Annotated in this window: 19 protein-coding genes and 1 pseudogene; 10 read left to right on the top strand and 10 right to left on the bottom strand. The window is 59.5% G+C overall.

All coding sequences use genetic code 11. The annotated features are described in order from the left end of the window. Window positions 1-75: 75 nt before the first annotated feature. The gene (locus NPS56_RS04930; protein ID WP_274073711.1) at window positions 76-1,038 is read left to right on the top strand and encodes an IS110 family transposase; all 963 of its coding nucleotides are present in this window, start codon (window positions 76-78) and stop codon (window positions 1,036-1,038) included. Between the two features lie 104 nt (window positions 1,039-1,142). On the opposite strand, the gene NPS56_RS04935 is transcribed toward NPS56_RS04930, so the two are convergent. Continuing rightward, window positions 1,143-1,388, bottom strand: a complete 246-nt coding sequence (locus NPS56_RS04935) for a DUF1127 domain-containing protein (RefSeq protein WP_274073712.1) — start codon at window positions 1,386-1,388, stop codon at window positions 1,143-1,145. 179 nt (window positions 1,389-1,567) lie between these two features. Between NPS56_RS04935 and NPS56_RS04940 the strand changes: the two genes are divergently transcribed. Together NPS56_RS04940 and NPS56_RS04945 are read left to right on the top strand one after the other, a co-directional pair. Beyond that, window positions 1,568-2,989: a PLP-dependent aminotransferase family protein gene (locus NPS56_RS04940; protein ID WP_274073713.1), complete on the top strand. Its 1,422-nt coding sequence runs from the start codon at window positions 1,568-1,570 to the stop codon at window positions 2,987-2,989. 60 nt (window positions 2,990-3,049) lie between these two features. Continuing rightward, window positions 3,050-4,618, top strand: coding sequence for a phospholipase D family protein (locus tag NPS56_RS04945; protein WP_274073714.1), 1,569 nt, complete (start codon window positions 3,050-3,052; stop codon window positions 4,616-4,618). A 79-nt stretch (window positions 4,619-4,697) separates the two neighbouring features. On the opposite strand, the gene NPS56_RS04950 is transcribed toward NPS56_RS04945, so the two are convergent. Both NPS56_RS04950 and NPS56_RS04955 read right to left on the bottom strand, forming a co-directional pair. Further along, window positions 4,698-5,840, bottom strand: a complete 1,143-nt coding sequence (locus tag NPS56_RS04950) for an MFS transporter (RefSeq protein ID WP_274073715.1) — start codon at window positions 5,838-5,840, stop codon at window positions 4,698-4,700. A 161-nt stretch (window positions 5,841-6,001) separates the two neighbouring features. Further along, window positions 6,002-7,495, bottom strand: coding sequence for an aldehyde dehydrogenase (locus NPS56_RS04955; RefSeq protein ID WP_274073716.1), 1,494 nt, complete (start codon window positions 7,493-7,495; stop codon window positions 6,002-6,004). A gap of 234 nt (window positions 7,496-7,729) precedes the next feature. Between NPS56_RS04955 and NPS56_RS04960 the strand changes: the two genes are divergently transcribed. Beyond that, the gene (locus NPS56_RS04960; RefSeq protein ID WP_008054608.1) at window positions 7,730-8,092 is read left to right on the top strand and encodes a cupin domain-containing protein; all 363 of its coding nucleotides are present in this window, start codon (window positions 7,730-7,732) and stop codon (window positions 8,090-8,092) included. A gap of 162 nt (window positions 8,093-8,254) precedes the next feature. Here the strand turns inward: NPS56_RS04960 and rpmG are convergent, their stop codons facing one another. Both rpmG and rpmB read right to left on the bottom strand, forming a co-directional pair. Beyond that, a complete protein-coding gene (gene rpmG, locus NPS56_RS04965) occupies window positions 8,255-8,410 on the bottom strand; it encodes a 50S ribosomal protein L33 (protein ID WP_007894709.1) in 156 nt (51 codons plus the stop codon). Window positions 8,411-8,421: 11 nt separating this feature from the next. Continuing rightward, on the bottom strand, window positions 8,422-8,655 hold the full coding sequence (gene rpmB, locus NPS56_RS04970) for a 50S ribosomal protein L28 (RefSeq protein ID WP_003176907.1): 234 nt from the start codon (window positions 8,653-8,655) through the stop codon (window positions 8,422-8,424). Window positions 8,656-9,103: 448 nt separating this feature from the next. Here rpmB and NPS56_RS04975 point away from each other — a divergent pair, with 448 nt between their 5' ends. Then, window positions 9,104-10,690 carry an ABC transporter substrate-binding protein gene (locus NPS56_RS04975; protein ID WP_274073717.1) on the top strand — a complete coding sequence of 529 codons (1,587 nt, stop codon included), beginning with the start codon at window positions 9,104-9,106 and terminating at the stop codon, window positions 10,688-10,690. A 137-nt stretch (window positions 10,691-10,827) separates the two neighbouring features. On the opposite strand, the gene radC is transcribed toward NPS56_RS04975, so the two are convergent. Further along, entirely contained in the window at window positions 10,828-11,502 is a 675-nt protein-coding gene (gene radC, locus NPS56_RS04985; RefSeq protein WP_274073718.1) for a RadC family protein, read from the bottom strand. A 135-nt stretch (window positions 11,503-11,637) separates the two neighbouring features. Here radC and coaBC point away from each other — a divergent pair, with 135 nt between their 5' ends. The 4 genes and pseudogenes from coaBC (at window position 11,638) to argB (ending at window position 15,810) form a co-directional block, all read left to right on the top strand. Beyond that, window positions 11,638-12,846 (top strand): bifunctional phosphopantothenoylcysteine decarboxylase/phosphopantothenate--cysteine ligase CoaBC, encoded by a 1,209-nt coding sequence (coaBC, locus tag NPS56_RS04990; protein ID WP_008054605.1) that lies wholly within the window; start codon window positions 11,638-11,640, stop codon window positions 12,844-12,846. 5 nt (window positions 12,847-12,851) lie between these two features. Further along, window positions 12,852-13,307 carry a dUTP diphosphatase gene (gene dut, locus NPS56_RS04995; RefSeq protein ID WP_047535088.1) on the top strand — a complete coding sequence of 152 codons (456 nt, stop codon included), beginning with the start codon at window positions 12,852-12,854 and terminating at the stop codon, window positions 13,305-13,307. Between the two features lie 176 nt (window positions 13,308-13,483). Further along, window positions 13,484-14,887: pseudogene (locus NPS56_RS05000) on the top strand (phosphomannomutase/phosphoglucomutase); the annotation flags it as partial. A gap of 17 nt (window positions 14,888-14,904) precedes the next feature. Continuing rightward, window positions 14,905-15,810: an acetylglutamate kinase gene (gene argB, locus NPS56_RS05005; RefSeq protein WP_008047078.1), complete on the top strand. Its 906-nt coding sequence runs from the start codon at window positions 14,905-14,907 to the stop codon at window positions 15,808-15,810. Window positions 15,811-15,880: 70 nt separating this feature from the next. On the opposite strand, the gene pyrE is transcribed toward argB, so the two are convergent. After that, a complete protein-coding gene (gene pyrE, locus NPS56_RS05010; protein WP_007975175.1) occupies window positions 15,881-16,525 on the bottom strand; it encodes an orotate phosphoribosyltransferase in 645 nt (214 codons plus the stop codon). An 82-nt stretch (window positions 16,526-16,607) separates the two neighbouring features. Between pyrE and NPS56_RS05015 the strand changes: the two genes are divergently transcribed. Then, entirely contained in the window at window positions 16,608-17,387 is a 780-nt protein-coding gene (locus NPS56_RS05015; RefSeq protein WP_008062840.1) for an exodeoxyribonuclease III, read from the top strand. 72 nt (window positions 17,388-17,459) lie between these two features. Here NPS56_RS05015 and gltS read toward each other — a convergent pair whose 3' ends face one another. The 3 genes from gltS to rph form a co-directional block, all read right to left on the bottom strand. Further along, window positions 17,460-18,665 (bottom strand): sodium/glutamate symporter, encoded by a 1,206-nt coding sequence (gene gltS, locus NPS56_RS05020; protein ID WP_274073719.1) that lies wholly within the window; start codon window positions 18,663-18,665, stop codon window positions 17,460-17,462. Between the two features lie 291 nt (window positions 18,666-18,956). Then, entirely contained in the window at window positions 18,957-19,325 is a 369-nt protein-coding gene (locus NPS56_RS05025) for a DUF4870 domain-containing protein (protein WP_274073720.1), read from the bottom strand. 27 nt (window positions 19,326-19,352) lie between these two features. Continuing rightward, window positions 19,353-20,075, bottom strand: a complete 723-nt coding sequence (rph, locus tag NPS56_RS05030; protein WP_047535109.1) for a ribonuclease PH — start codon at window positions 20,073-20,075, stop codon at window positions 19,353-19,355. Window positions 20,076-20,192 lie beyond the last annotated feature (117 nt).

Here is a 20,192-nt window from a genome sequence, read left to right on the forward strand (position 1 = left end):
GACCGACGATAGAAGCAAGCCAGCGCAATGGTGAAGCCCCGACAAGCCTTTAAACCCTAACCCGGAGCTTTCTTTGTGGCAATGAGTGTCTCGCGTTCTGTAGTCGGAGTGGATGTCGCCAAGGCCGAAGTGGTGGTCTATCAGGCCGACACGGATCTGCTGTTACCCGTGTCAAACGATAAACCGTCTCTTACAAAGTGGCTGAAAACGTTACCTGCAAACAGCGCCATCGCGATTGAAGCCACCAATATCTATCACCTGGATACGGTTGAGCTGGCTCATGCAATGGGACATGCCGTCTATGTCATCGACGGTTTCCGTTTGAGTAACTACCGCAAAGGAGTGGGTGGCCGCGCCAAAACAGATGCCAGCGACGCGCGTTTACTGGCGCGTTACTTGAAGAACGAAGAGGAAGAGCTACGTCCTTGGAGCCCGCCGCCGAAGGTCTATACCAAGCTTCAAAGCCTGCTTCGAAGACGAGCGACATTGGTCCAGGCGCGTGTCAGCCTGACTCAAAGCTGGAACGACGAGCCGCTGCTGAAAGCGGCATTCAAACAACAGATAGCTGCCATGGGTCGATTGGATTTACTCATCCAGAAGAAGCTGTTGGAAGTCGTCAAAGAGGCGGGGCTGTTGGATCAAGTCAAACGCTGCCAGGCCGTAGAGGGGGTCGGTTTTCTTACCGCCACCGCACTGACGATGGCATTTCAACGTGGCGACTTCGCCAGTGGTGACGCCTATATCGCGTTCCTTGGAATGGATTTGAGAGTCTCTGATTCGGGGCAAATGAACGGACGTCGAAAGCTGACCAAGAAAGGTGACTCCGAAATACGGCGTCTGCTGCATAACGCCGCGATGGCTGCCAGTCGCTCGAAGACCTGGAAGCCGTTTTACGAACGCTATCTGGAGCGAGGATTAAAGACGACTCAAGTGCTGGTCATCCTGGCTCGAAAGCTGGCACGAGTGGCGTTCGCCCTGATGAAGAACCAGAGCGAGTATCAGCCAAATCCAGTCTTGGGGGCTTCCCCCCAAACATAGAATCTCCCACATTTGATATGTGATCGAACACAAAATCCGTGTTCACCAAGATCCAATGTGGGAGCGGGCTTGCTCGCGAATCGATTTAAAGAACACCACTTGAGTCAGATCCGCCAGAACGGCTTAAGCCCCTCCTCCCGCGCCTGCTCGCGCGTCAGCCCGACATCCTTGAGCTGTTCCGCCGTCAGCGCCAGCAATGCCTTGCGCGTGTGCAGTCGCTGCCAGAACAGACCCCAGCGGCTCAGGTGGGACGGCGCATTGCGCATGGGCGCATGGCGTGCACCGTCCCTTTGCCCTGCCGTCAGTTCCTGACTGTGTAACGTCAGCCGCACATCGCTCAAGCCGTTCATTTTGATTGCTCCTGTTTACTTGGGTAGCCAGAGCTTTCATGATGCTGGGGCGAGCAAAAGCATTACAGATTCAAAGCAGCTGTATTAAATCCATACAGATTTACCGTTCAAGCCGCTGAATCCTGAATTTTTGCCCGATCTGTACTGGTCATCCCCCTCTCCCACGCCGAGACTGCACCATGACCCTTTACGTCAACCTCGCCGAATTGCTCGGCACGCGTATCGAACAGGGCTTCTATCGTCCCGGTGACCGCTTGCCCTCGGTGCGGGCGCTGAGCGTCGAACACGGGGTCAGCCTGAGCACGGTGCAGCAAGCCTATCGGGTGCTGGAAGACAACGGTTTGGCCACGCCACGGCCAAAGTCCGGGTACTTCGTGCCCGTCAGCCGCGAACTGCCGGACCTGCCGGCGATTGGCCGTCCGGCCCAACGGCCGGTGGATATTTCGCAATGGGACCAGGTGCTGGAACTGATCCGCGCAGTGCCGCGCAAGGACGTGGTGCAACTGGGTCGCGGCATGCCGGACATCACCAGCCCGACCATGAAACCCTTGCTGCGCGATCTGGCGCGCATCAGCCGGCGGCAAGACATGCCGGGCCTGTATTACGACAACATCCACGGTAACCTCGAACTGCGCGAACAGATCGCCCGCCTGATGCTCGACTCGGGCTGCCAGCTGGGGCCCGGCGACCTGGTGGTGACCACCGGATGCCACGAAGCGTTGTCCACCAGTATTCGCGCAATTTGTGCACCCGGAGACATCGTGGCGGTGGACTCACCGAGCTTTCACGGCGCCATGCAGACCCTCAAGGGGCTGGGCATGAAAGCCCTGGAGATCCCCACCGACCCGCTTACCGGGATCAGCCTGGATGCCCTGGAACTGGCATTGGAACAGTGGCCGATCAAGGCCATACAGTTGACCCCCAACTGCAACAACCCGCTGGGCTACATCATGCCGGAGTCGCGCAAACGCTCGCTGTTGACGCTCGCTCAGCGTTTCGACGTGGCGATCATCGAAGACGATGTGTATGGCGAACTGGCCTATTCCTATCCGCGCCCACGCACGATCAAATCCTTCGACGAGGACGGCCGCGTGCTGCTGTGCAGCTCATTTTCCAAGACCCTGGCTCCAGGCCTGCGCATCGGTTGGGTCGCGCCCGGGCGCTATCTGGAACGGGTGCTGCACATGAAATACATCAGCACCGGCTCGACCGCTCCGCAACCGCAGATCGCCATCGCCGAATTCCTCAAGGGCGGCCATTTCGAACCGCATTTGCGGCGGATGCGCACGCAATACCAGCGTAATCGCGACATGATGATCGACTGGGTCGCTCGCTACTTCCCTCCGGGCACTCGCGCCAGTCGACCGCAGGGAAGCTTCATGCTCTGGGTTGAGCTGCCGGAAGGATTCGACACGCTGAAACTCAATCGCGAACTGCACGATCAAGGCGTGCAGATTGCCGTCGGCAGCATCTTTTCCGCATCGGGCAAATACCGCAATTGCCTGCGCATGAACTACGCTGCCAAACCAACGGCACAGATTGAAGAAGCCGTGCGCAAGGTCGGCGCTGCAGCCATCAGACTGCTGGCTCAAGCCGACTGACCTTTTTGATCACACCAGCGTCCATATGCCTACAACTGCCGCCACCCGGAACGATCCCAAGTGACAGCCAGACAGTCCCTGCTTGCTCTTGTGTTACTCACTTCGTTCCTCGGCGGCTGCGCCAACTTCGACCTGCAGGTTGAACCGAGCCAGGCGCTACCGGCGAGCGGCTCGGCATTCGGCCGATCGGTCCAGGCCCAGGCCGCCACCCATGAGGGGAAATCGGGCTTTCGCCTGCTGTCCGACAGCACCGAGGCGTTTACCGCCCGCGCCGAGCTGATTCGCAACGCGCAAAGCAGCCTCGACCTGCAGTACTACATCGTGCATGACGGCATCAGCACGCGGATGCTGGTTTCTGAATTGCTCAAGGCCGCGGACCGCGGCGTACGCGTACGCATCCTGCTCGATGACACCACCAGCGATGGCCTGGACAAGACCATCGCCACGCTGGCGGCGCATGCGCAAATCCAGATTCGCGTGTTCAACCCGTTGCATCTGGGTCGCAGCACCGGCGTGACGCGCACCATCGGCCGATTGCTCAATGTGTCGCGGCAACATCGACGCATGCACAATAAACTGTGGCTGGCCGACAACAGCATGGCGATTGTCGGTGGGCGAAACCTGGGGGATGAGTATTTCGATGCCAAGCCCAACCTGAACTTCACCGACATCGACATGCTCAGTGTCGGGCCGGTCGCCGAGCAGTTGGGGCACAGTTTCGACCAGTACTGGAACAGCGCCCTGAGCAAGCCGATCGCTGAATTTGTCTCCAGCAAACCGACTGCCGAGGACCTGCAAAACACCCGCACCCGGCTGGAAGAATCCTTGGAGGAATCGCGCAAACAGAACCACGCGCTCTATCAACAGTTGATGAAATTCGCCACGCAGCCGCGCCTGGATATCTGGCGCGAAGACCTGATCTGGGCCTGGAATCAGGCGCTGTGGGATGCACCGAGCAAGGTCCTGGCCGACGGCGAGCCTGACCCTCAGTTGCTGCTGACGACTCAGTTGGCGCCCGCACTCGATGGCGTCAGCAAAGAGCTGATCATGATCTCGGCCTATTTCGTGCCTGGGCCACCGGGGCTGGTCTACCTGACCGGACGGGCTGACGCCGGTGTAACGGTACGCCTGCTGACCAACTCACTGGAAGCCACTGACGTGCCGGCGGTGCATGGCGGCTATGCACCGTATCGCAAGGCGCTGCTGGAGCACGGCGTGCAGCTCTTCGAACTGCGCCGCCAGCCCGGAGACAGCAGCGGTAGCGGACCTCGGCTGTTTTCCAGCAAGTCTTACGGCGATTCCGATTCCAGCCTGCACAGCAAGGCCATGATCTTCGACCAGCAAAAATCCTTCATCGGCTCGTTCAACTTCGACCCGCGCTCGGTACTGTGGAACACCGAAGTCGGGGTGCTGGTGGACAGTCCGGAACTGGCGGCCCACGTTCGCGACCTGGCGTTGCAGGGCATGGCACCGGCCTTGAGTTACCATGTGCAGTTGAAGAATGAACAGGTCGTATGGACCACCGAAGACGACGGCAAAATGCACACCATGACCGAGGAACCGGGCAGCTGGTGGCGGCGCTTCAATGCCTGGCTCAGCGACGTCGTCGGGCTGGAGCGGATGCTTTAAAAGATCGCAGCCTTCGGCAGCTCCTACAGATGTACGCATTCCCCCTGTAGGAGCTGCCGCAGGCTGCGATCTTTTGATCTTATGCGGGCTGTATCGCGCCAAACGCACCCTGGCGCGACACCAATATCACCAACCCAAACGCCCCCGCCGCCATCAGCAACGGCAACGCATGCCCACTGATCCACTGGCTGCCGGCACCGGCGATCAACGGCCCGAGCAGGCAACCGATGCCCCACAGCTGGGCAATGTGCGCATTGGCCCGCACCAGCGCATCGTCGCGATACCGCTCGCCAATCAGGATCAGCGACAAGGTAAACAGCCCGCCGGCACTGGCACCGAACAGCACCCACAGCGGCCAGATCAGCAGGGTCTCGATCAGCAACGGGATCGCCAGGCTCGACACCAGCAGCACTACCGCGCAGCCGGTAAACAGCGCACGCCGCGACACGCGATCAGCCAATGCACCGATGGGCAGTTGCAGCAAGGCATCCCCCACCACCACGGTGCTGACCATCGCCAGGGCGATTTCCGTGGTGAAGCCCTGGCGCAGACAGTAGACCGGCAGCAGCGTCAGGATCATCGCCTCGAAGGCGGCGAACAGCGACACCGCCCAGGCAATGGCCGGCAGGCCACGGCAGAAGGTCAGCAAATCACCGAAGGTCACGCTGCAGGCCTCGCTGCCGGGCGCACCACTGCGTCCCAGCAACAGGAACGGCGCCGCCACCAGCAGCCCGACGCCGACCCAGAAACCATAATCGTGCTCGGTACCCAGCACGCCCAACAGGATTGGCCCGGCCAACTGGCTCAACGCGTAACTGCTGCCGTACAGCGCCACCAGCCGTCCACGCCACTCTTCGACTACCAGTTGGTTGATCCAGCTTTCACCGAGGATGAAGACCAGGGTCAGGATCACGCCGATCATCAGGCGCAGGACCAGCCAGATCGGATAACTCGGCAACAATGCCAGCAAACCGATGGACACCGCCCCGGCCCACAGGCACAGGCGCATCAGATTGGCCGTACCCAGACGGGCCGCCAGATGACTGGAAATCTTCGCGCCCAGCAGCACGCCAATGGCCGGCATGGCTGCCATCACGCCGATGGCAAACGAGCCGTAACCCCAGCTTTCCAGGCGGAATGACACCAGCGGCATGCTGACACCCAGGGCCAGGCCGACACTCAAGACAGACGCCAACACGGCGAAATACGTCGCCCAACGCATGTTCCACGCTCCTGTGGATATTTTTATGGCCTGCACAAAACACTGTGGGAGCGGGCTTGCTCGCGAAGAGGCCATCACATTCAACATCAATGTTGACTGTCACACCGCCTTCGCGAGCAAGCCCGCTCCCACAGGGGATCTACGTCGTTAAGAAAACCGACTTATAGCTTGATCCAGGTCGCCTTCAGCTCGGTGTACTTGTCGAACGCATGCAGCGACTTGTCGCGACCGTTGCCGGACTGCTTGAAGCCACCGAACGGCGCCGTCATGTCGCCACCGTCGTACTGGTTGACCCACACGCTACCGGCACGCAGTGCACGGGCGGTCAGGTGAGCCTTGGAGATGTCCTTGGTCCACACTGCCGCGGCGAGGCCGTACGGCGTGTCGTTGGCGATCGCGATGGCTTCTTCGGCGGTATCGAAAGCGATGACCGACAGCACCGGCCCGAAGATTTCTTCCTGGGCGATCTTCATCGCGTTGCTCACGCCATCGAAAATCGTCGGCTCAACGTAGGTGCCGCCGGTTTCCTGCAGCGTGCGCTTGCCACCGGCAACCAGCTTGGCGCCATCGCTGTGACCCGATTCGATGTACGACAGCACGGTGTTCATCTGCTGGGTGTCCACCAGCGCACCGACGTTGGTCGCCGGGTCCAGCGGATTGCCCGGCTTCCAGGCTTTCAGCGCTTCGATCACCAGTGGCAGGAACTGGTCCTTGATCGAACGCTCCACCAGCAGGCGCGAACCGGCGGTGCAGACCTCGCCCTGGTTGAACGCAATGGCGCCGGCAGCGGCTTCGGCAGCCTCTTGCAGGTTCGGTGCATCGGCGAACACGATGTTCGGGCTTTTGCCACCGGCTTCGAGCCAGACGCGCTTCATGTTCGACTCGCCGGAGTAGATCAGCAGCTGCTTGGCGATCTTGGTCGAACCGGTGAACACCAGGGTGTCGACATCGTTATGCAGGGCCAGGGCCTTGCCGACGGTGTGACCGTAACCCGGCAGCACGTTGAGCACGCCTTTCGGGATCCCGGCTTCAACGGCCAGGGCTGCGATACGGATGGCGGTCAGCGGGGATTTTTCCGACGGCTTGAGGATCACCGAGTTACCGGTGGACAGCGCCGGGCCGAGCTTCCAGCAAGCCATCATCAGCGGGAAGTTCCACGGCACGATGGCGCCGACAACGCCGACTGGCTCGCGAGTGACCAGGCCCAGTTGATCATGCGGGGTAGCGGCCACTTCATCGTAGATCTTGTCGATGGCCTCGCCGCTCCAGCTCAGGGCTTGCGCCGCGCCAGGAACGTCGATGTACAGGGAGTCGCTGATCGGCTTGCCCATGTCCAGGGTTTCAAGCAGGGCCAGTTCTTCGGCGTGCTTTTTCAGCAGGCCGGCGAAACGGATCATGGTGGCTTTGCGCTTGGTCGGCGCCAGGCGCGACCAGGCACCGGAATTGAAGGTGGCGCGAGCGTTTTCAACAGCGCGTTGGGCATCGGCGGCATCGCAGCTGGCGATCTTGCCCAGCAGGCGACCATCGACCGGGCTGATGCACTCGAAGGTCTCGGCGGAGACAGCATCGGTGTATTCGCCATTGATGTAGGCGCGGCCTTCGATCTTCAGATCGCGAGCGCGTTGCTCCCAGTCGGCACGAGTCAGGGTGGTCATGCGAGTGTCCTCCTCTTATTGAATACGACACCCGCGTTCTTCGCGGGCGCTGTCAGGAATTCTGCCTGGCCAGCCTGCTTACGGCCCAAGGCAACCACCACCCTAAACCAGCGGCAGGTGAAGTTTCAATATATTTGACATAACGCCGGCAAACGGCCTTGCGATGTTCATTTTAATAAACATAGACTTCGGCATTACCAACCACTCGCACCGCAATGACGGGGGAATACAACAATGAGCATCCAGAACATCGTCGACTTCAGCCAGGCCACCACGGCCGTCGAACGCTATCGCCCAGACCCGGCAAAAGTCCTCAAGGGCGATCCCGAACAAGCAGTGTACAACCACTACAACAGTCCTTGCGGCCAACTGAATGCCGGCGTGTGGGAAGGCGCCGTCGGCCAGTGGCTGGTGAATTTCACCGAGCATGAATACTGCGAAATCGTCCAGGGCGTTTCCGTGCTGCGCGACAACGACGGCAACAGCAAAACCGTGCGCGCGGGCGATCGCTTTGTGATCCCGGCCGGGTTCCGCGGTACCTGGGAAGTGCTGGAGCCGTGCCGCAAGATCTATGTGGCGTTTGAGCAGAAGGCCTGAGGATTTTTGTTGCCAGGGCTCATTTGTCCGGGTCCACAGCGCTCAAATGTGGGAGCGGGCTTGCTCGCGAAGGGGCCCTGACAGGCAACACACAAACCACAGGCAACAAAAAAGGCCCGTATCTCGCGATACGGGCCTTTTTCGTAAGTCGGGAAAAATCAATTACTTGATTTTGCCTTCCTTGTAGATCACGTGCTTGCGAACAACCGGATCAAATTTCTTGATCTCGATTTTGTCCGGGGTAGTGCGCTTGTTCTTGTCGGTAGTGTAGAAGTGACCAGTACCGGCGCTCGAAATCAAACGAATCAATTCACGCATGATTAGCTCCCTTAGATCTTGCCAGCGGCGCGGATTTCGGCCAGCACGACAGTGATGCCACGCTTGTCGATGATACGCATGCCTTTGGCAGATACGCGCAGACGCACGAAACGTTTCTCTTCTTCAACCCAGAAGCGGTGATGCTGCAGGTTCGGCAGGAAACGACGACGGGTTTTGTTATTTGCGTGGGAAATGTTATTCCCAGTCACCGGACCCTTACCGGTAACTTGACAGACTCTCGACATGCCTCAGCCCTCTAAAACCACATGCCCAACCCGGCATGGGTTGGCCGCTTAATCTCTCAGTCATTTGGCGCCAGGCGCCGCGTTTCTTTAAGGGTCTTACCGGCTACACCTACAAACGAAGGAACCGGGCCCCTAGAAAAGAGCGCTGCTTTATACCAGAAAGACTCGAGAGCAACAACATTCGGTGTGCGTTGAGTTGATAAAAAACCCGTTTTTCAGGCGCCAGGCGCCTTGGATCAAGGCTGCCGTCGATTTCTACCGCTCGTCGCAGAGAATTCGCTCGACCGGCAAGATCCAGCTTTTTTCCAACCCGTGCTCACCCGAATCGATCGGCTATAGTCCCCTGAAATCGAAAAAGGGGATAGTCATTTGCAATCCAGCCCACTAGGGTAAGCCTTTTCCAGACTGCACTTGCAGATGGGCCTTCGATCTGTAAAGGAACCCGACCATGCGCCTCGCTGCCCTACCGCTGTTGCTTGCCCCGCTCCTGCTGGGCCCACAGGCCTTCGCCGCCGCCCTGAGCGTCTGCACCGAGGCCAGCCCGGAAGGGTTCGATGTGGTGCAATACAACTCGCTGACCACCACCAACGCCTCGGCCGACGTGTTGATGAACCGCCTGGTGGATTTCGACACCGCCAGCGGCAAAGTGGTCGCCAGCCTCGCGGACAGCTGGGAGGTCACCCCTGATGGCCTGAGCTACGTCTTCAAGTTGCACCCGCAGGTTAAATTTCACCGCACCGACTATTTCAACCCGACGCGCGAATTGACCGCCGAGGACGTGAAGTTCAGCTTCGACCGCATGCTCGACCCGGCCAACCCATGGCACAAAGTCGCCCAGAGCGGCTTTCCCCACGCGCAATCGATGCAATTGCCTGCGCTGATCAAGAAGATCGATGCGCTGGACCCGCTGACCGTTCGCTTTACCCTGGATCACCCGGACTCCACCTTCCTCGCCACCCTGAGCATGGGGTTCGCTTCGATCTACTCGGCTGAGTACGCGGACAAGCTAATGAAGGCCGGCACGCCGGAGAAGCTCAACAGCCAGCCGATCGGCACCGGCCCGTTCGTATTCACGCGCTTCCAGAAGGACGCCACCGTTCGCTACAAGGCCAATGCCGAGTACTTCGGCGGCAAGCCCTCGGTCGACCCGCTGATCTTTGCCATCACCCCTGACGCCAACGTGCGCCTGCAGAAACTGCGCCGCAATGAATGCCAGATCGCCCTGTCGCCCAAACCGCTGGATGTCCAGGCCGCGCTGAAAGAGCCGACCTTGAAAGTCGAAAAAACTGACGCCTTCATGACCGCGTTCGTCGCCATCAACAGTCAGCACCCGCCCTTGGACAAACCTGAAGTGCGCCAGGCGATCAACCTCGCCTTCGACAAGGCCAACTACGTCAAGGCCGTGTTCGAGGACACCGCCGAACCCGCCAACGGCCCCTACCCGCCCAACACCTGGAGCTATGCGAAAGCGTTGCCGGGCTACCCCCATGACATCGAGAAGGCCAAGGCATTGATGGCCAAGGCCGGGCTCAAGGACGGCTTCCAGACCACGATCTGGACCCGCCCGTCCGGCAGCCTGCTGAACCCCAACCCGAGCCTGGGTGCCCAGATGCTTCAGTTCGACCTGGCGGAAATCGGCATTCAGGCGGAAATTCGCGTGATCGAATGGGGCGAGCTGATCCGCCGCGCCAAGGCCGGTGAACACGACCTGCTGTTCATGGGCTGGGCCGGTGACAACGGCGACCCGGACAACTTCCTCACGCCGCAGTTTTCCTGTGCTGCGCTCAAGTCCGGCACCAACTTTGCCCGCTATTGCAACCAGGACCTGGACAAGTTGATCAGCGCCGGCAAAACCACCGGCGAGCAAGGCGTGCGCACCAAACTCTATGAGCAGGCCCAGACGCAGATCCAGCAACAGGCGCTGTGGCTGCCGCTGGCTCATCCGACTGCCTTCGCGCTGACGAGCAAGTCTGTCGAGGGGTATTCGGTCAGCCCGTTCGGGCGGCAGGACTACTCCAAGGTCAACATCAAATAATAGCCGCCGCACACAAAACCCTGTGGGTGCGGGCTTGCTCGCGAAGAGGGAGAGTCAGTCGCCATCAATGCTGACTGATACACCGCCTTCGCGAGCAAGCCCGCTCCCACATGGGTTTCGCTCGCCCCGACTATCTCCTACATCCAGCCATACTCGGCCATCGACAACGGATCGCCGTCGCCGATGATGAAATGGTCGAGTACCCGTACATCGATAAGGTCCAGCGCCTTTTGCAGGCGCTTGGTCAGCACCCTGTCGGCCTGGCTGGGGTCAGTGTTGCCCGACGGATGGTTGTGGCAGAGGATCAATGCCGCCGCATTGTGCGCCAGGGCACGCTTGACCACTTGCCGCGGATGGACGCTGGTGTTGTCGATCGAGCCACGGAACAGCACCTCAAATCCCAGTACCTGATGCCTGGAGTCGAGAAACAGGCAGCCGAACACCTCGTGGGGCTCATGGCGCAGCATCGATTTGAGGTAGTCACGCACCGCCTGCGGGTTTTCCAGCGCCGACTTGTCCCGCGCCCGCTCGGCCAGGTGGCGTCTGCTCATTTCTTGAGCAGCCTGCAGCTGCGCAAATTTCGCCGGCCCGAGCCCCAACTGTTTGCTGAACGTTTCCTGATCAGCCTCCAGCAACAAACGCAGGCTGCCAAACTGAGTCAACAGGTGTCGCGCCAGATCCACGGCGCTTTTACCCACCACGCCGGTGCGTAAAAATATCGCCAGCAACTCGGCGTCCGAAAGACTTCCCGAGCCTTGTTCAAGCAATCTCTCCCGCGGCCGTTCCGCCGACGGCCAATCGCGAATACTCATAGCACCTCCCTGTCTGTGGGCGCCGCTGTTCCGTAGCGGTCGCTGTGATATCGTAGCCCATCTTTTTTGCGGGCGATTTCACTCCTGGGGAGGGGGTATCGCAACGCAGTCATCAACGAAATGAAAGGCAGGCCTATGCAGCGGCTGTATCGGAAACGCATTGTTCTGGGCGTCGGCGGCGGTATCGCTGCCTACAAGAGCGCCGACCTGGTTCGCCGCCTGATCGATCAGGGCGCGGAAGTGCGCGTGGTCATGACCCGTGGCGGTGCTGAGTTCATCACGCCACTGACCATGCAGGCCCTGTCCGGGCACCCGGTCCACCTGGACCTGCTGGACCCGGCGGCCGAGGCCGCGATGGGCCACATCGAACTGGCCAAATGGGCCGATCTGGTGCTGATCGCCCCCGCCACCGCCGATCTGATCGCGCGACTGGCCCAAGGCATTGCCGATGACCTGCTGACCACGCTGGTACTGGCGACCGACGCCGTGGTTGCCGTCGCACCGGCGATGAACCAGGCCATGTGGCGCGACCCGGCCACCCAAGCCAATCTGCAAACCCTCGAAAGCCGTGACATCAAAGCCTTCGGTCCGGCCTCCGGCAGCCAGGCCTGCGGTGACGTTGGCCTGGGGCGCATGCTCGAAGCCACGGAACTTGCCCAATGCGCGGCAGACTGCTTCCAGCGCCAGGCCCTGACCGGCAAGCACGTGCTGATCACCGCCGGCCCGACCCAGGAAAACATCGACCCGGTGCGCTACATCACCAACCACAGCTCCGGAAAAATGGGCTTTGCCCTGGCCGAAGCGGCGGTTGAAGCCGGCGCCCGCGTCACCCTGATCACCGGCCCGGTGCATCTGCCAACGCCGGATCGTGTTACGCGCATCGACGTCGTCAGCGCCCGCGACATGCTCGCCGCGTGTGAAGCGGCGATTCCCTGCGACTTGTTTATCGCCTCCGCAGCAGTCGCGGACTACCGCCCGGAAGTCGTCGCGCCACAGAAACTCAAGAAAGATCCTACGAACGGCGACGGCTTGTTGCTACAAATGGTACGCAACCCGGACATCCTGGCCAGCATCGCCACACGCCCCGACCGTCCGTTCAGTGTCGGTTTCGCCGCCGAGACCGAACACCTGCTCGATTACGCTGCCCGCAAGCTGAAAGACAAGAACCTCGATTTGATCGTCGCCAACGACGTCGCCAACCCGAGCATTGGCTTCAACAGCGAAGAAAACGCCTGCAGCGTGATCGACCGTGAGCTTCACGCCACACTTTTCGCCCAGACCAGCAAGAGCAAGATTGCTCGCCAGCTGATCACTTTTATCGCCGAACGTCTGAACCAGGTTTAATTTACATGCACGCTTTGCAAGCCAAGATCCTCGACCCCCGCATCGGTACCGAATTCCCGCTGCCGCAGTACGCCACGCCAGGCTCCGCCGGCCTCGACCTGCGCGCCATGCTGGAGCAGGACATCGTAATCAAGCCGGGTGAAACCGTACTGATCCCCACTGGCCTGTCGGTCTACATCGGCGACCCGAACCTGGCGGCGCTGATCCTGCCGCGCTCCGGCCTGGGACATAAGCACGGCATCGTCCTGGGCAACCTGGTCGGGCTGATCGACTCCGACTACCAGGGTCCGCTGATGGTCTCGTGCTGGAACCGTGGCCAGACCGACTTCACCATGGCCGTCGGCGAACGGCTGGCGCAACTGGTGCTGGTACCGGTTGTGCAGGCACATTTCGAGATGGTCGAAGAGTTCGTCGAGACCCAGCGCGGTACCGGCGGTTTCGGTCATTCCGGAAGCCACTGACACCTTATCTACACGCCTGAAATCAAGGGATTGATCGGCCAAAAAGCCGCTCGCGTCGCTGGCATGGCCTTTTCGCACCACGAACTCTGCGCGAAAAACGCCGTCATACCTTTCAGTTTGAACCTGCCGGCGAGTCATTCGCCGGCCTGTCCAGCCACTTTCAAGATGGAGCATTACCCCAGATGAGCACCCCAGTGCGCGTTGCCCCCAAGTTCCCCGACAGCATTTTCCGCGCCTATGACATACGCGGCACAGTCCCGGAATTTCTCAACGCCGAAACGGCTTACTGGCTCGGTCGCGCCATCGGTGCCCAGAGCCTGGCCCAGGATGAACCGAACGTTTCCGTTGGCCGTGACGGTCGCCTGTCCGGCCCGGAGCTGGTTGAACAACTGATCCAGGGCCTGGCCGACAGCGGTTGCCACGTCAGTGATGTTGGCCTGGTGCCTACCCCGGCGCTGTACTACGCGGCCAATGTGCTGGCTGGCAAGTCCGGCGTGATGCTCACCGGCAGCCACAACCCATCGAATTACAACGGTTTCAAGATTGTCATTGCCGGCGATACCCTGGCCAATGAACAGATCCAGGCCCTGCATGACCGCCTCAAGACCAACAACCTGACCAGCGGCAAGGGCAGCATCACCCAGGTCGAAATCCTCGACCGCTACACCACCGAAATCGTCCAGGACATCAAGCTGGCCCGCCGCCTGAAAGTCGTGGTGGACTGCGGCAACGGCGCGGCCGGCGTGATCGCCCCGCAATTGATCGAAGCGCTGAACTGCGAAGTCATCCCGTTGTTCTGTGAAGTCGATGGCAACTTCCCCAACCATCACCCGGATCCGGGTAAGCCTGAAAACCTCGTCGACCTGATCGCCAAGGTCAAGGAAACCAACGCCGATATCGGCTTGGCTTTCGACGGCGACGGCGACCGCGTCGGCGTAGTGACCAACACCGGCAGCATCGTCTTCCCGGATCGCCTGCTGATGCTGTTCGCCCGCGACGTGGTAGCGCGCAACCCGAATGCGGAAATCATCTTCGACGTCAAATGCACCCGCCGCCTGATCCCGCTGATCAAGGAATACGGTGGTCGTCCGCTGATGTGGAAGACCGGTCATTCGTTGATCAAGAAGAAAATGAAACAATCCGGCGCCCTGTTGGCCGGCGAAATGAGCGGGCACATCTTCTTCAAGGAGCGCTGGTTCGGTTTCGACGACGGCATCTACAGCGCCGCGCGGTTGCTGGAAATCCTCAGCAAGGAAAAATCCACGGCGGAGGAGCTGTTCGCGACCTTCCCGAACGATATTTCTACGCCAGAGATCAATATCCATGTGACCGAAGAGAGCAAATTCAGCATCATTGATGCATTGCACGACGCGAAGTGGGGCGAAGGCGCCGACCTGACCACTATCGACGGCGTGCGAGTCGACTATGCCAAAGGCTGGGGCCTGGTTCGCGCCTCCAACACCACACCGGTGCTGGTCCTGCGTTTCGAGGCCGATGACGAGGCTGAATTGCAACGCATCAAGGACGTTTTCCACGCCCAGTTGAAGCGTGTTGCACCTGATCTCCAACTACCGTTCTGATTCACCCGGAGCCCTGAATGACCCTCGAACGCGAAGCCGCCGCCAACACCGCCAAGGTCCTGTCCGAAGCGCTGCCTTACATTCGCCGCTATGTCGGCAAGACACTGGTGATCAAATACGGCGGCAACGCGATGGAAAGCGAGGAGCTCAAGACCGGCTTCGCCCGCGACATCGTGTTGATGAAGGCCGTGGGTATCAACCCGGTCGTGGTTCACGGCGGCGGCCCGCAAATCGGTGATCTGCTCAAGCGCCTGTCGATCGAGAGCCACTTTGTCGACGGCATGCGCGTGACCGATGCCGCGACCATGGACGTGGTCGAGATGGTCCTCGGTGGCCAGGTCAACAAGGACATCGTCAACCTGATCAACCGTCACGGCGGCAGCGCCATCGGCCTGACCGGCAAGGACGCCGAGCTGATTCGTGCGAAGAAGCTCACCGTCACCCGCCAGACGCCGGAGATGACCACCCCGGAGATCATCGATATCGGCCATGTCGGCGAAGTAGTCGGTATCAATACCGATCTGCTGAACCTGCTGGTCAAAGGTGATTTCATCCCGGTGATCGCGCCAATCGGCGTGGGCGCCAATGGCGAGTCGTACAACATCAACGCCGACCTGGTGGCCGGCAAGGTGGCCGAGGCGCTGAAAGCCGAGAAACTGATGTTGCTGACCAATATCGCGGGCCTGATGGACAAATCGGGCACGGTCCTGACCGGCCTGACCACCCAGCAGGTCGACGACCTGATCGCCGACGGCACGATCTATGGCGGCATGCTGCCAAAGATCCGTTGTGCACTGGAAGCGGTCCAGGGCGGCGTGGGCAGCTCGCTGATCATTGACGGTCGTGTGCCTAACGCGATCCTGTTGGAAATCTTCACCGACACCGGTGTGGGCACCTTGATCAGCAATCGCAAGCGTCCATAAGCAGCACCCACAAAAAAGACCCCGTTCGGCTTGGCTGAACGGGGTCTTTTTTTGCCTGCGGGGGACCGTGTTACACGCCGAATTGGGCGCGGTAGGCTTCTACGGCTGGCAGGTGTTGCTTGAGCTGCGGATCGTCGGCCAAAAATTCCAGCACCTGGTTCAGCGAAACGATGCTGATCACCGGAATACCGAAATCACGCTCCACTTCCTGGATCGCTGACAATTCACCGTTGCCACGCTCCTGGCGGTTCAGGGCGATCAGCACGCCGGCCGCCTTGGCGCCGTCCTGGGAAGCGATGATCTGCATCACTTCGCGGATCGCGGTGCCGGCCGTGATCACGTCGTCGATGATCAGCACTTCGCCGGTCAGCGGTGCGCCGACCAGGCTGCCGCCTTCACCGTGGGCCTTGGCTTCCTTGCGATTGAAGCACCATGGCAGGTCACGGTTGTGATGCTCGGCCAGTGCAACGGCGGTGGTTGCCGCCAGCGGGATGCCTTTGTAGGCCGGGCCGAACAGGACATCGAAGGCAATGCCGCTTTCGGCAATGGCTGCGGCGTAGAAACGACCCAGCTGCGCCAGGGCCGAACCCGAATTGAACAGGCCCGCATTGAAGAAGTAAGGACTGGTGCGCCCGGACTTCAGGGTGAACTCACCGAAGCGCAAAACGCCGCGATCGATGGCAAAACGAATGAAATCGCGCTGATACGCTTGCATGAAAAAAACCCCAAATACCACGGATTTAGCTAATTAGGTTGACGCCGTGTATCATACACGCACGCGATTTTTGGGGCCATTTATGCGGATCATCAGTGTGAACGTCAATGGTATTCAGGCTGCAGTCGAGCGAGGTTTGCTCAGTTGGCTGCAGGCACAGAATGCCGACGTCATCTGCCTGCAGGACACCCGCGCCTCCGCCTTTGAACTGGACGATCCAGCCTTCCAACTGGATGGATACTTCCTTTATGCCTGCGACGCCGAAGTTCCCGCCCAAGGCGGCGTGGCTTTGTACTCGCGGTTGCAACCGAAGGCTGTCATCAGCGGTCTCGGTTTCGAGACGGCGGACCGCTACGGGCGCTACCTGCAAGCAGATTTCGACAAAGTCAGTATTGCAACCCTGTTGCTTCCTTCCGGGATGAACGGCGATGAGGACTTGAACCAGAAGTTCAAGCTCATGGACGACTTCGCCAAATACCTGGACAAGCAGCGGCGCAAACGCCGCGAGTACATTTATTGTGGCTCGCTGTACGTGGCGCAACAGAAACTGGACATCAAGAACTGGCGTGACAGCCAGCAATCTCCGGGCTTCCTGGCGCCTGAACGGGCCTGGATGGACGAGATTGTCGGCAACATGGGTTATGTCGACGCCCTGCGCGAAGTCAGCCGTGAAGGTGATCAGTACAGCTGGTGGCCGGATAACGAACAGGCCGAAATGCTCAACCTCGGCTGGCGCTTCGATTACCAGATCCTGACCCCGGGCCTGCGCCGCTTCGTACGCAGTGCGCGCCTGCCACGTCAGCCACGGTTCTCGCAACACGCGCCGTTGATCGTGGACTACGACTGGACGCTGACTATCTGAGTCTGGCCCGTAAAGGAAAATGCCCGTATCGCAAGATACGGGCATTTTTTATGGCCGGATGTAACCTGATCTTCAGGCAGCGGCAAATAACGGCAGAGCAAGGTACATCTTTATTACAATTACATTAATGATGTCGATGAAGAAAGCACCCACCATTGGCACCACCAGGAACGCTATTTGAGACGGTCCGTAGCGCTGTGTCACAGCTTGCATGTTGGCGATAGCAGTTGGCGTAGCCCCCAGTCCGAAACCGCAATGCCCTGCCGCCAATACGGCCGCATCGTAGTTACTGCCCATGACCCTGAACGTCACGAATATCGCAAACAGTGCCATGACCAAAGTTTGCACGGCCAAGATAATGAAGAACGGCAAAGCAAGTGCCGCCAAGTCCCACAACTTGAGCGACATCAAGGCGATCGCCAGAAACAGTGACAGGCTGACATTCCCCAGCACCGAAACTTCACGCTCAAACACCTGATACACACCAAGCGCTGAAAGCCCGTTGCGTAAAAGTACGCCCACAAACAATACGCAAACGAAAGTCGGCAATTCAAACGCGGTTTCGCGTAACAGTCCATTGAGGAGGGAGCCTGCCAGCAAGCTGACCGAAATCAGTGCGAGTGTCTCGATAAACGAAAAGGCCGTGATCGAGCGCTCTTTATTCGGCTGCTCGAAGCCCTTTGGCAGCCGCGGCTTATCTTGCTCAAGGCCAGGTGCCTGAACCCTGTTGATGAGCAGGCGAGCAACAGGCCCACCAATCAAACCTCCCAGCACCAAGCCAAAGGTCGCAGAGGCCATCGCCAGTTCAGAAGCGGACGCCAGTCCGAACTTCTCACTGAACGTCGCTCCCCACGCAGCACCCGTACCGTGGCCGCCGGCCAAGGTAACCGAGCCTGTCAGCAAGCCCATCAAAGGATCGAGCCCCAGAGTCGTTGCGAGTCCGATGCCCATGGCATTCTGGACCACCAGTAGTCCGGTGACCGCCAGCAGGAAAATCCCCACTACGCGTCCGCCCTTCTTCAGGCTGGCGAAGTCTGCACTCAAGCCAATGGTGGCAAAAAACGCCAACATTAACGGAGTTTGCAGCGAGGTATCAAATCTAACTTGAACATCAAGGCCTCGCAAAAACAAAAGAACCAGGGCCACCACCAGGCCGCCAGCTACAGGTTCCGGGATATTATAAGTGCGTAAAAAACCGAAACGTGCAACGAGACCGCGCCCCAATAACAAAACTAAAGAGGCGGCGACAAGTGTTCCATAAAAATCGAGCTCAATCATTAATGGTTTCCTTGAATTACATTCATGGGCGAACTTTTTACCTGGACACGCCGCATGAACAGGTTGATTCATCTCAACACTGATTTGTTTTAGATTCAGGGACCCTCAATGGTCTGAATGTATCGAAATATTTCTTAGTGAATATAACTTAGTGCGGACTTTAACAATCGCCAAGTCTCATTGCCAAGCACATGGCCCGTATTGAACCATTGCAGTTTGTGACTAAATTGAGTTTAAAAAAATACCCCGACAGGTCGGGGCATTCATTTTAAATCGAGATTCTTTTCTGGGTTACTTGATCAGCCGCCAGGTGAACGGATACCGATAAGGCACCCCTTCATTGGCTTTTACGCCGCCAATGATGGTCAAGACCAGCGCCCCGATCGCCACCAGCCCAAACAGGAAAAACCCGATGATCACCAGCATCAGCAGCAGGCAAATGGCAGAAGCAATGGCGACGGTGATCTGAAAGTTCAGCGCCTCCTTGCCCTGTGCGTCGATGAACGGGTCCATCTCGCGCTTCATCTGCCACAGGACCAGCGGGCCGAGCAGCGTGCCGAACGGAATCCAGATGCCCAGCAAGGCGGACAAGTGACAAAACATTGCCCACTGCCGAACTTCTTTGCTCGGTGCGGGAAGCAACTGTTGCTCGTCACCCATGGCGTCCTCCTTGTCCTGGCTATTCGATCAGTCAGCCAGTGCAGCCTTTTGCAGATCGAAGATTTCGTTCATGCCTTTTTTCGCCAGTTCCAGCATGGCGTTCAGCTCTTCAGGCTGGAACGGCGCGCCTTCGGCAGTGCCCTGGACTTCGATGAAGCCGCCAGTGCTGGTCATCACCACGTTCAGGTCGGTCTCGGCAGCCGAGTCTTCCAGGTAGTCGAGGTCGAGCACAGGTTCGCCTTGGTACATGCCCACCGACACCGCGCCGATCATTTGCTTGAGCGGGTCGCCACCTTTGAGGCCGCCACGCTTCTTGATCACTTTCAAGGCATCGACCAGGGCAACCATGGCGCCGGTAATGGACGCGGTGCGTGTACCGCCGTCAGCCTGGATCACGTCGCAGTCGACGTACAGGGTGACGTCGCCCAGCTTGGACATGTCCAGCGCAGCGCGCAGGGAACGGCCGATCAGGCGCTGGATTTCCAGGGTACGCCCGCCTTGCTTGCCGCGGCTGGCTTCACGCTGGTTACGCTCGCCAGTGGCGCGCGGCAGCATGCCGTACTCGGCCGTCAACCAGCCTTGGCCCTGGCCCTTGAGGAACCGCGGCACGCCGTTCTCGACGCTGACGGTGCAGATGACCTTGGTGTCGCCGAACTCGACCAGCACGGATCCCTCGGCGTGTTTGGTGTAGTTGCGGGTAATGCGGATCGAGCGGAGCTGATCGGCAGCGCGACCACTTGGACGTTTCATAAGGGATACCTGTACGGGGACGGAAAACTGCGGAGCATTATAGAGCCGCCAGCCCCGACTGGGCACTTCTAAAAAAATCCTCGGACCAGCGAAGGCTCTGCACGGCCCGCAACCGAC

The sequence above is a fragment of the Pseudomonas putida genome, from assembly GCF_028682635.1.
GTDB lineage: Bacteria > Pseudomonadota > Gammaproteobacteria > Pseudomonadales > Pseudomonadaceae > Aquipseudomonas > Aquipseudomonas putida_AE.

Bases quoted from the DNA above. Each gene is read 5' to 3' on its own strand.
- NPS56_RS04935 (WP_274073712.1), bottom strand. From the start codon at position 1,388: ATGAACGGCTTGAGCGATGTGCGGCTGACGTTACACAGTCAGGAACTG.
- NPS56_RS04940 (WP_274073713.1), top strand. From the start codon at position 1,568: ATGACCCTTTACGTCAACCTCGCCGAATTGCTCGGCACGCGTATCGAA.
- NPS56_RS04950 (WP_274073715.1), bottom strand. From the start codon at position 5,840: ATGCGTTGGGCGACGTATTTCGCCGTGTTGGCGTCTGTCTTGAGTGTC.
- NPS56_RS04955 (WP_274073716.1), bottom strand. From the start codon at position 7,495: ATGACCACCCTGACTCGTGCCGACTGGGAGCAACGCGCTCGCGATCTG.
- NPS56_RS04960 (WP_008054608.1), top strand. From the start codon at position 7,730: ATGAGCATCCAGAACATCGTCGACTTCAGCCAGGCCACCACGGCCGTC.
- rpmG (WP_007894709.1), bottom strand. From the start codon at position 8,410: ATGCGTGAATTGATTCGTTTGATTTCGAGCGCCGGTACTGGTCACTTC.
- rpmB (WP_003176907.1), bottom strand. From the start codon at position 8,655: ATGTCGAGAGTCTGTCAAGTTACCGGTAAGGGTCCGGTGACTGGGAAT.
- NPS56_RS04975 (WP_274073717.1), top strand. From the start codon at position 9,104: ATGCGCCTCGCTGCCCTACCGCTGTTGCTTGCCCCGCTCCTGCTGGGC.
- radC (WP_274073718.1), bottom strand. From the start codon at position 11,502: ATGAGTATTCGCGATTGGCCGTCGGCGGAACGGCCGCGGGAGAGATTG.
- coaBC (WP_008054605.1), top strand. From the start codon at position 11,638: ATGCAGCGGCTGTATCGGAAACGCATTGTTCTGGGCGTCGGCGGCGGT.
- dut (WP_047535088.1), top strand. From the start codon at position 12,852: ATGCACGCTTTGCAAGCCAAGATCCTCGACCCCCGCATCGGTACCGAA.
- argB (WP_008047078.1), top strand. From the start codon at position 14,905: ATGACCCTCGAACGCGAAGCCGCCGCCAACACCGCCAAGGTCCTGTCC.
- pyrE (WP_007975175.1), bottom strand. From the start codon at position 16,525: ATGCAAGCGTATCAGCGCGATTTCATTCGTTTTGCCATCGATCGCGGC.
- NPS56_RS05015 (WP_008062840.1), top strand. From the start codon at position 16,608: ATGCGGATCATCAGTGTGAACGTCAATGGTATTCAGGCTGCAGTCGAG.
- gltS (WP_274073719.1), bottom strand. From the start codon at position 18,665: ATGATTGAGCTCGATTTTTATGGAACACTTGTCGCCGCCTCTTTAGTT.
- NPS56_RS05025 (WP_274073720.1), bottom strand. From the start codon at position 19,325: ATGGGTGACGAGCAACAGTTGCTTCCCGCACCGAGCAAAGAAGTTCGG.
- rph (WP_047535109.1), bottom strand. From the start codon at position 20,075: ATGAAACGTCCAAGTGGTCGCGCTGCCGATCAGCTCCGCTCGATCCGC.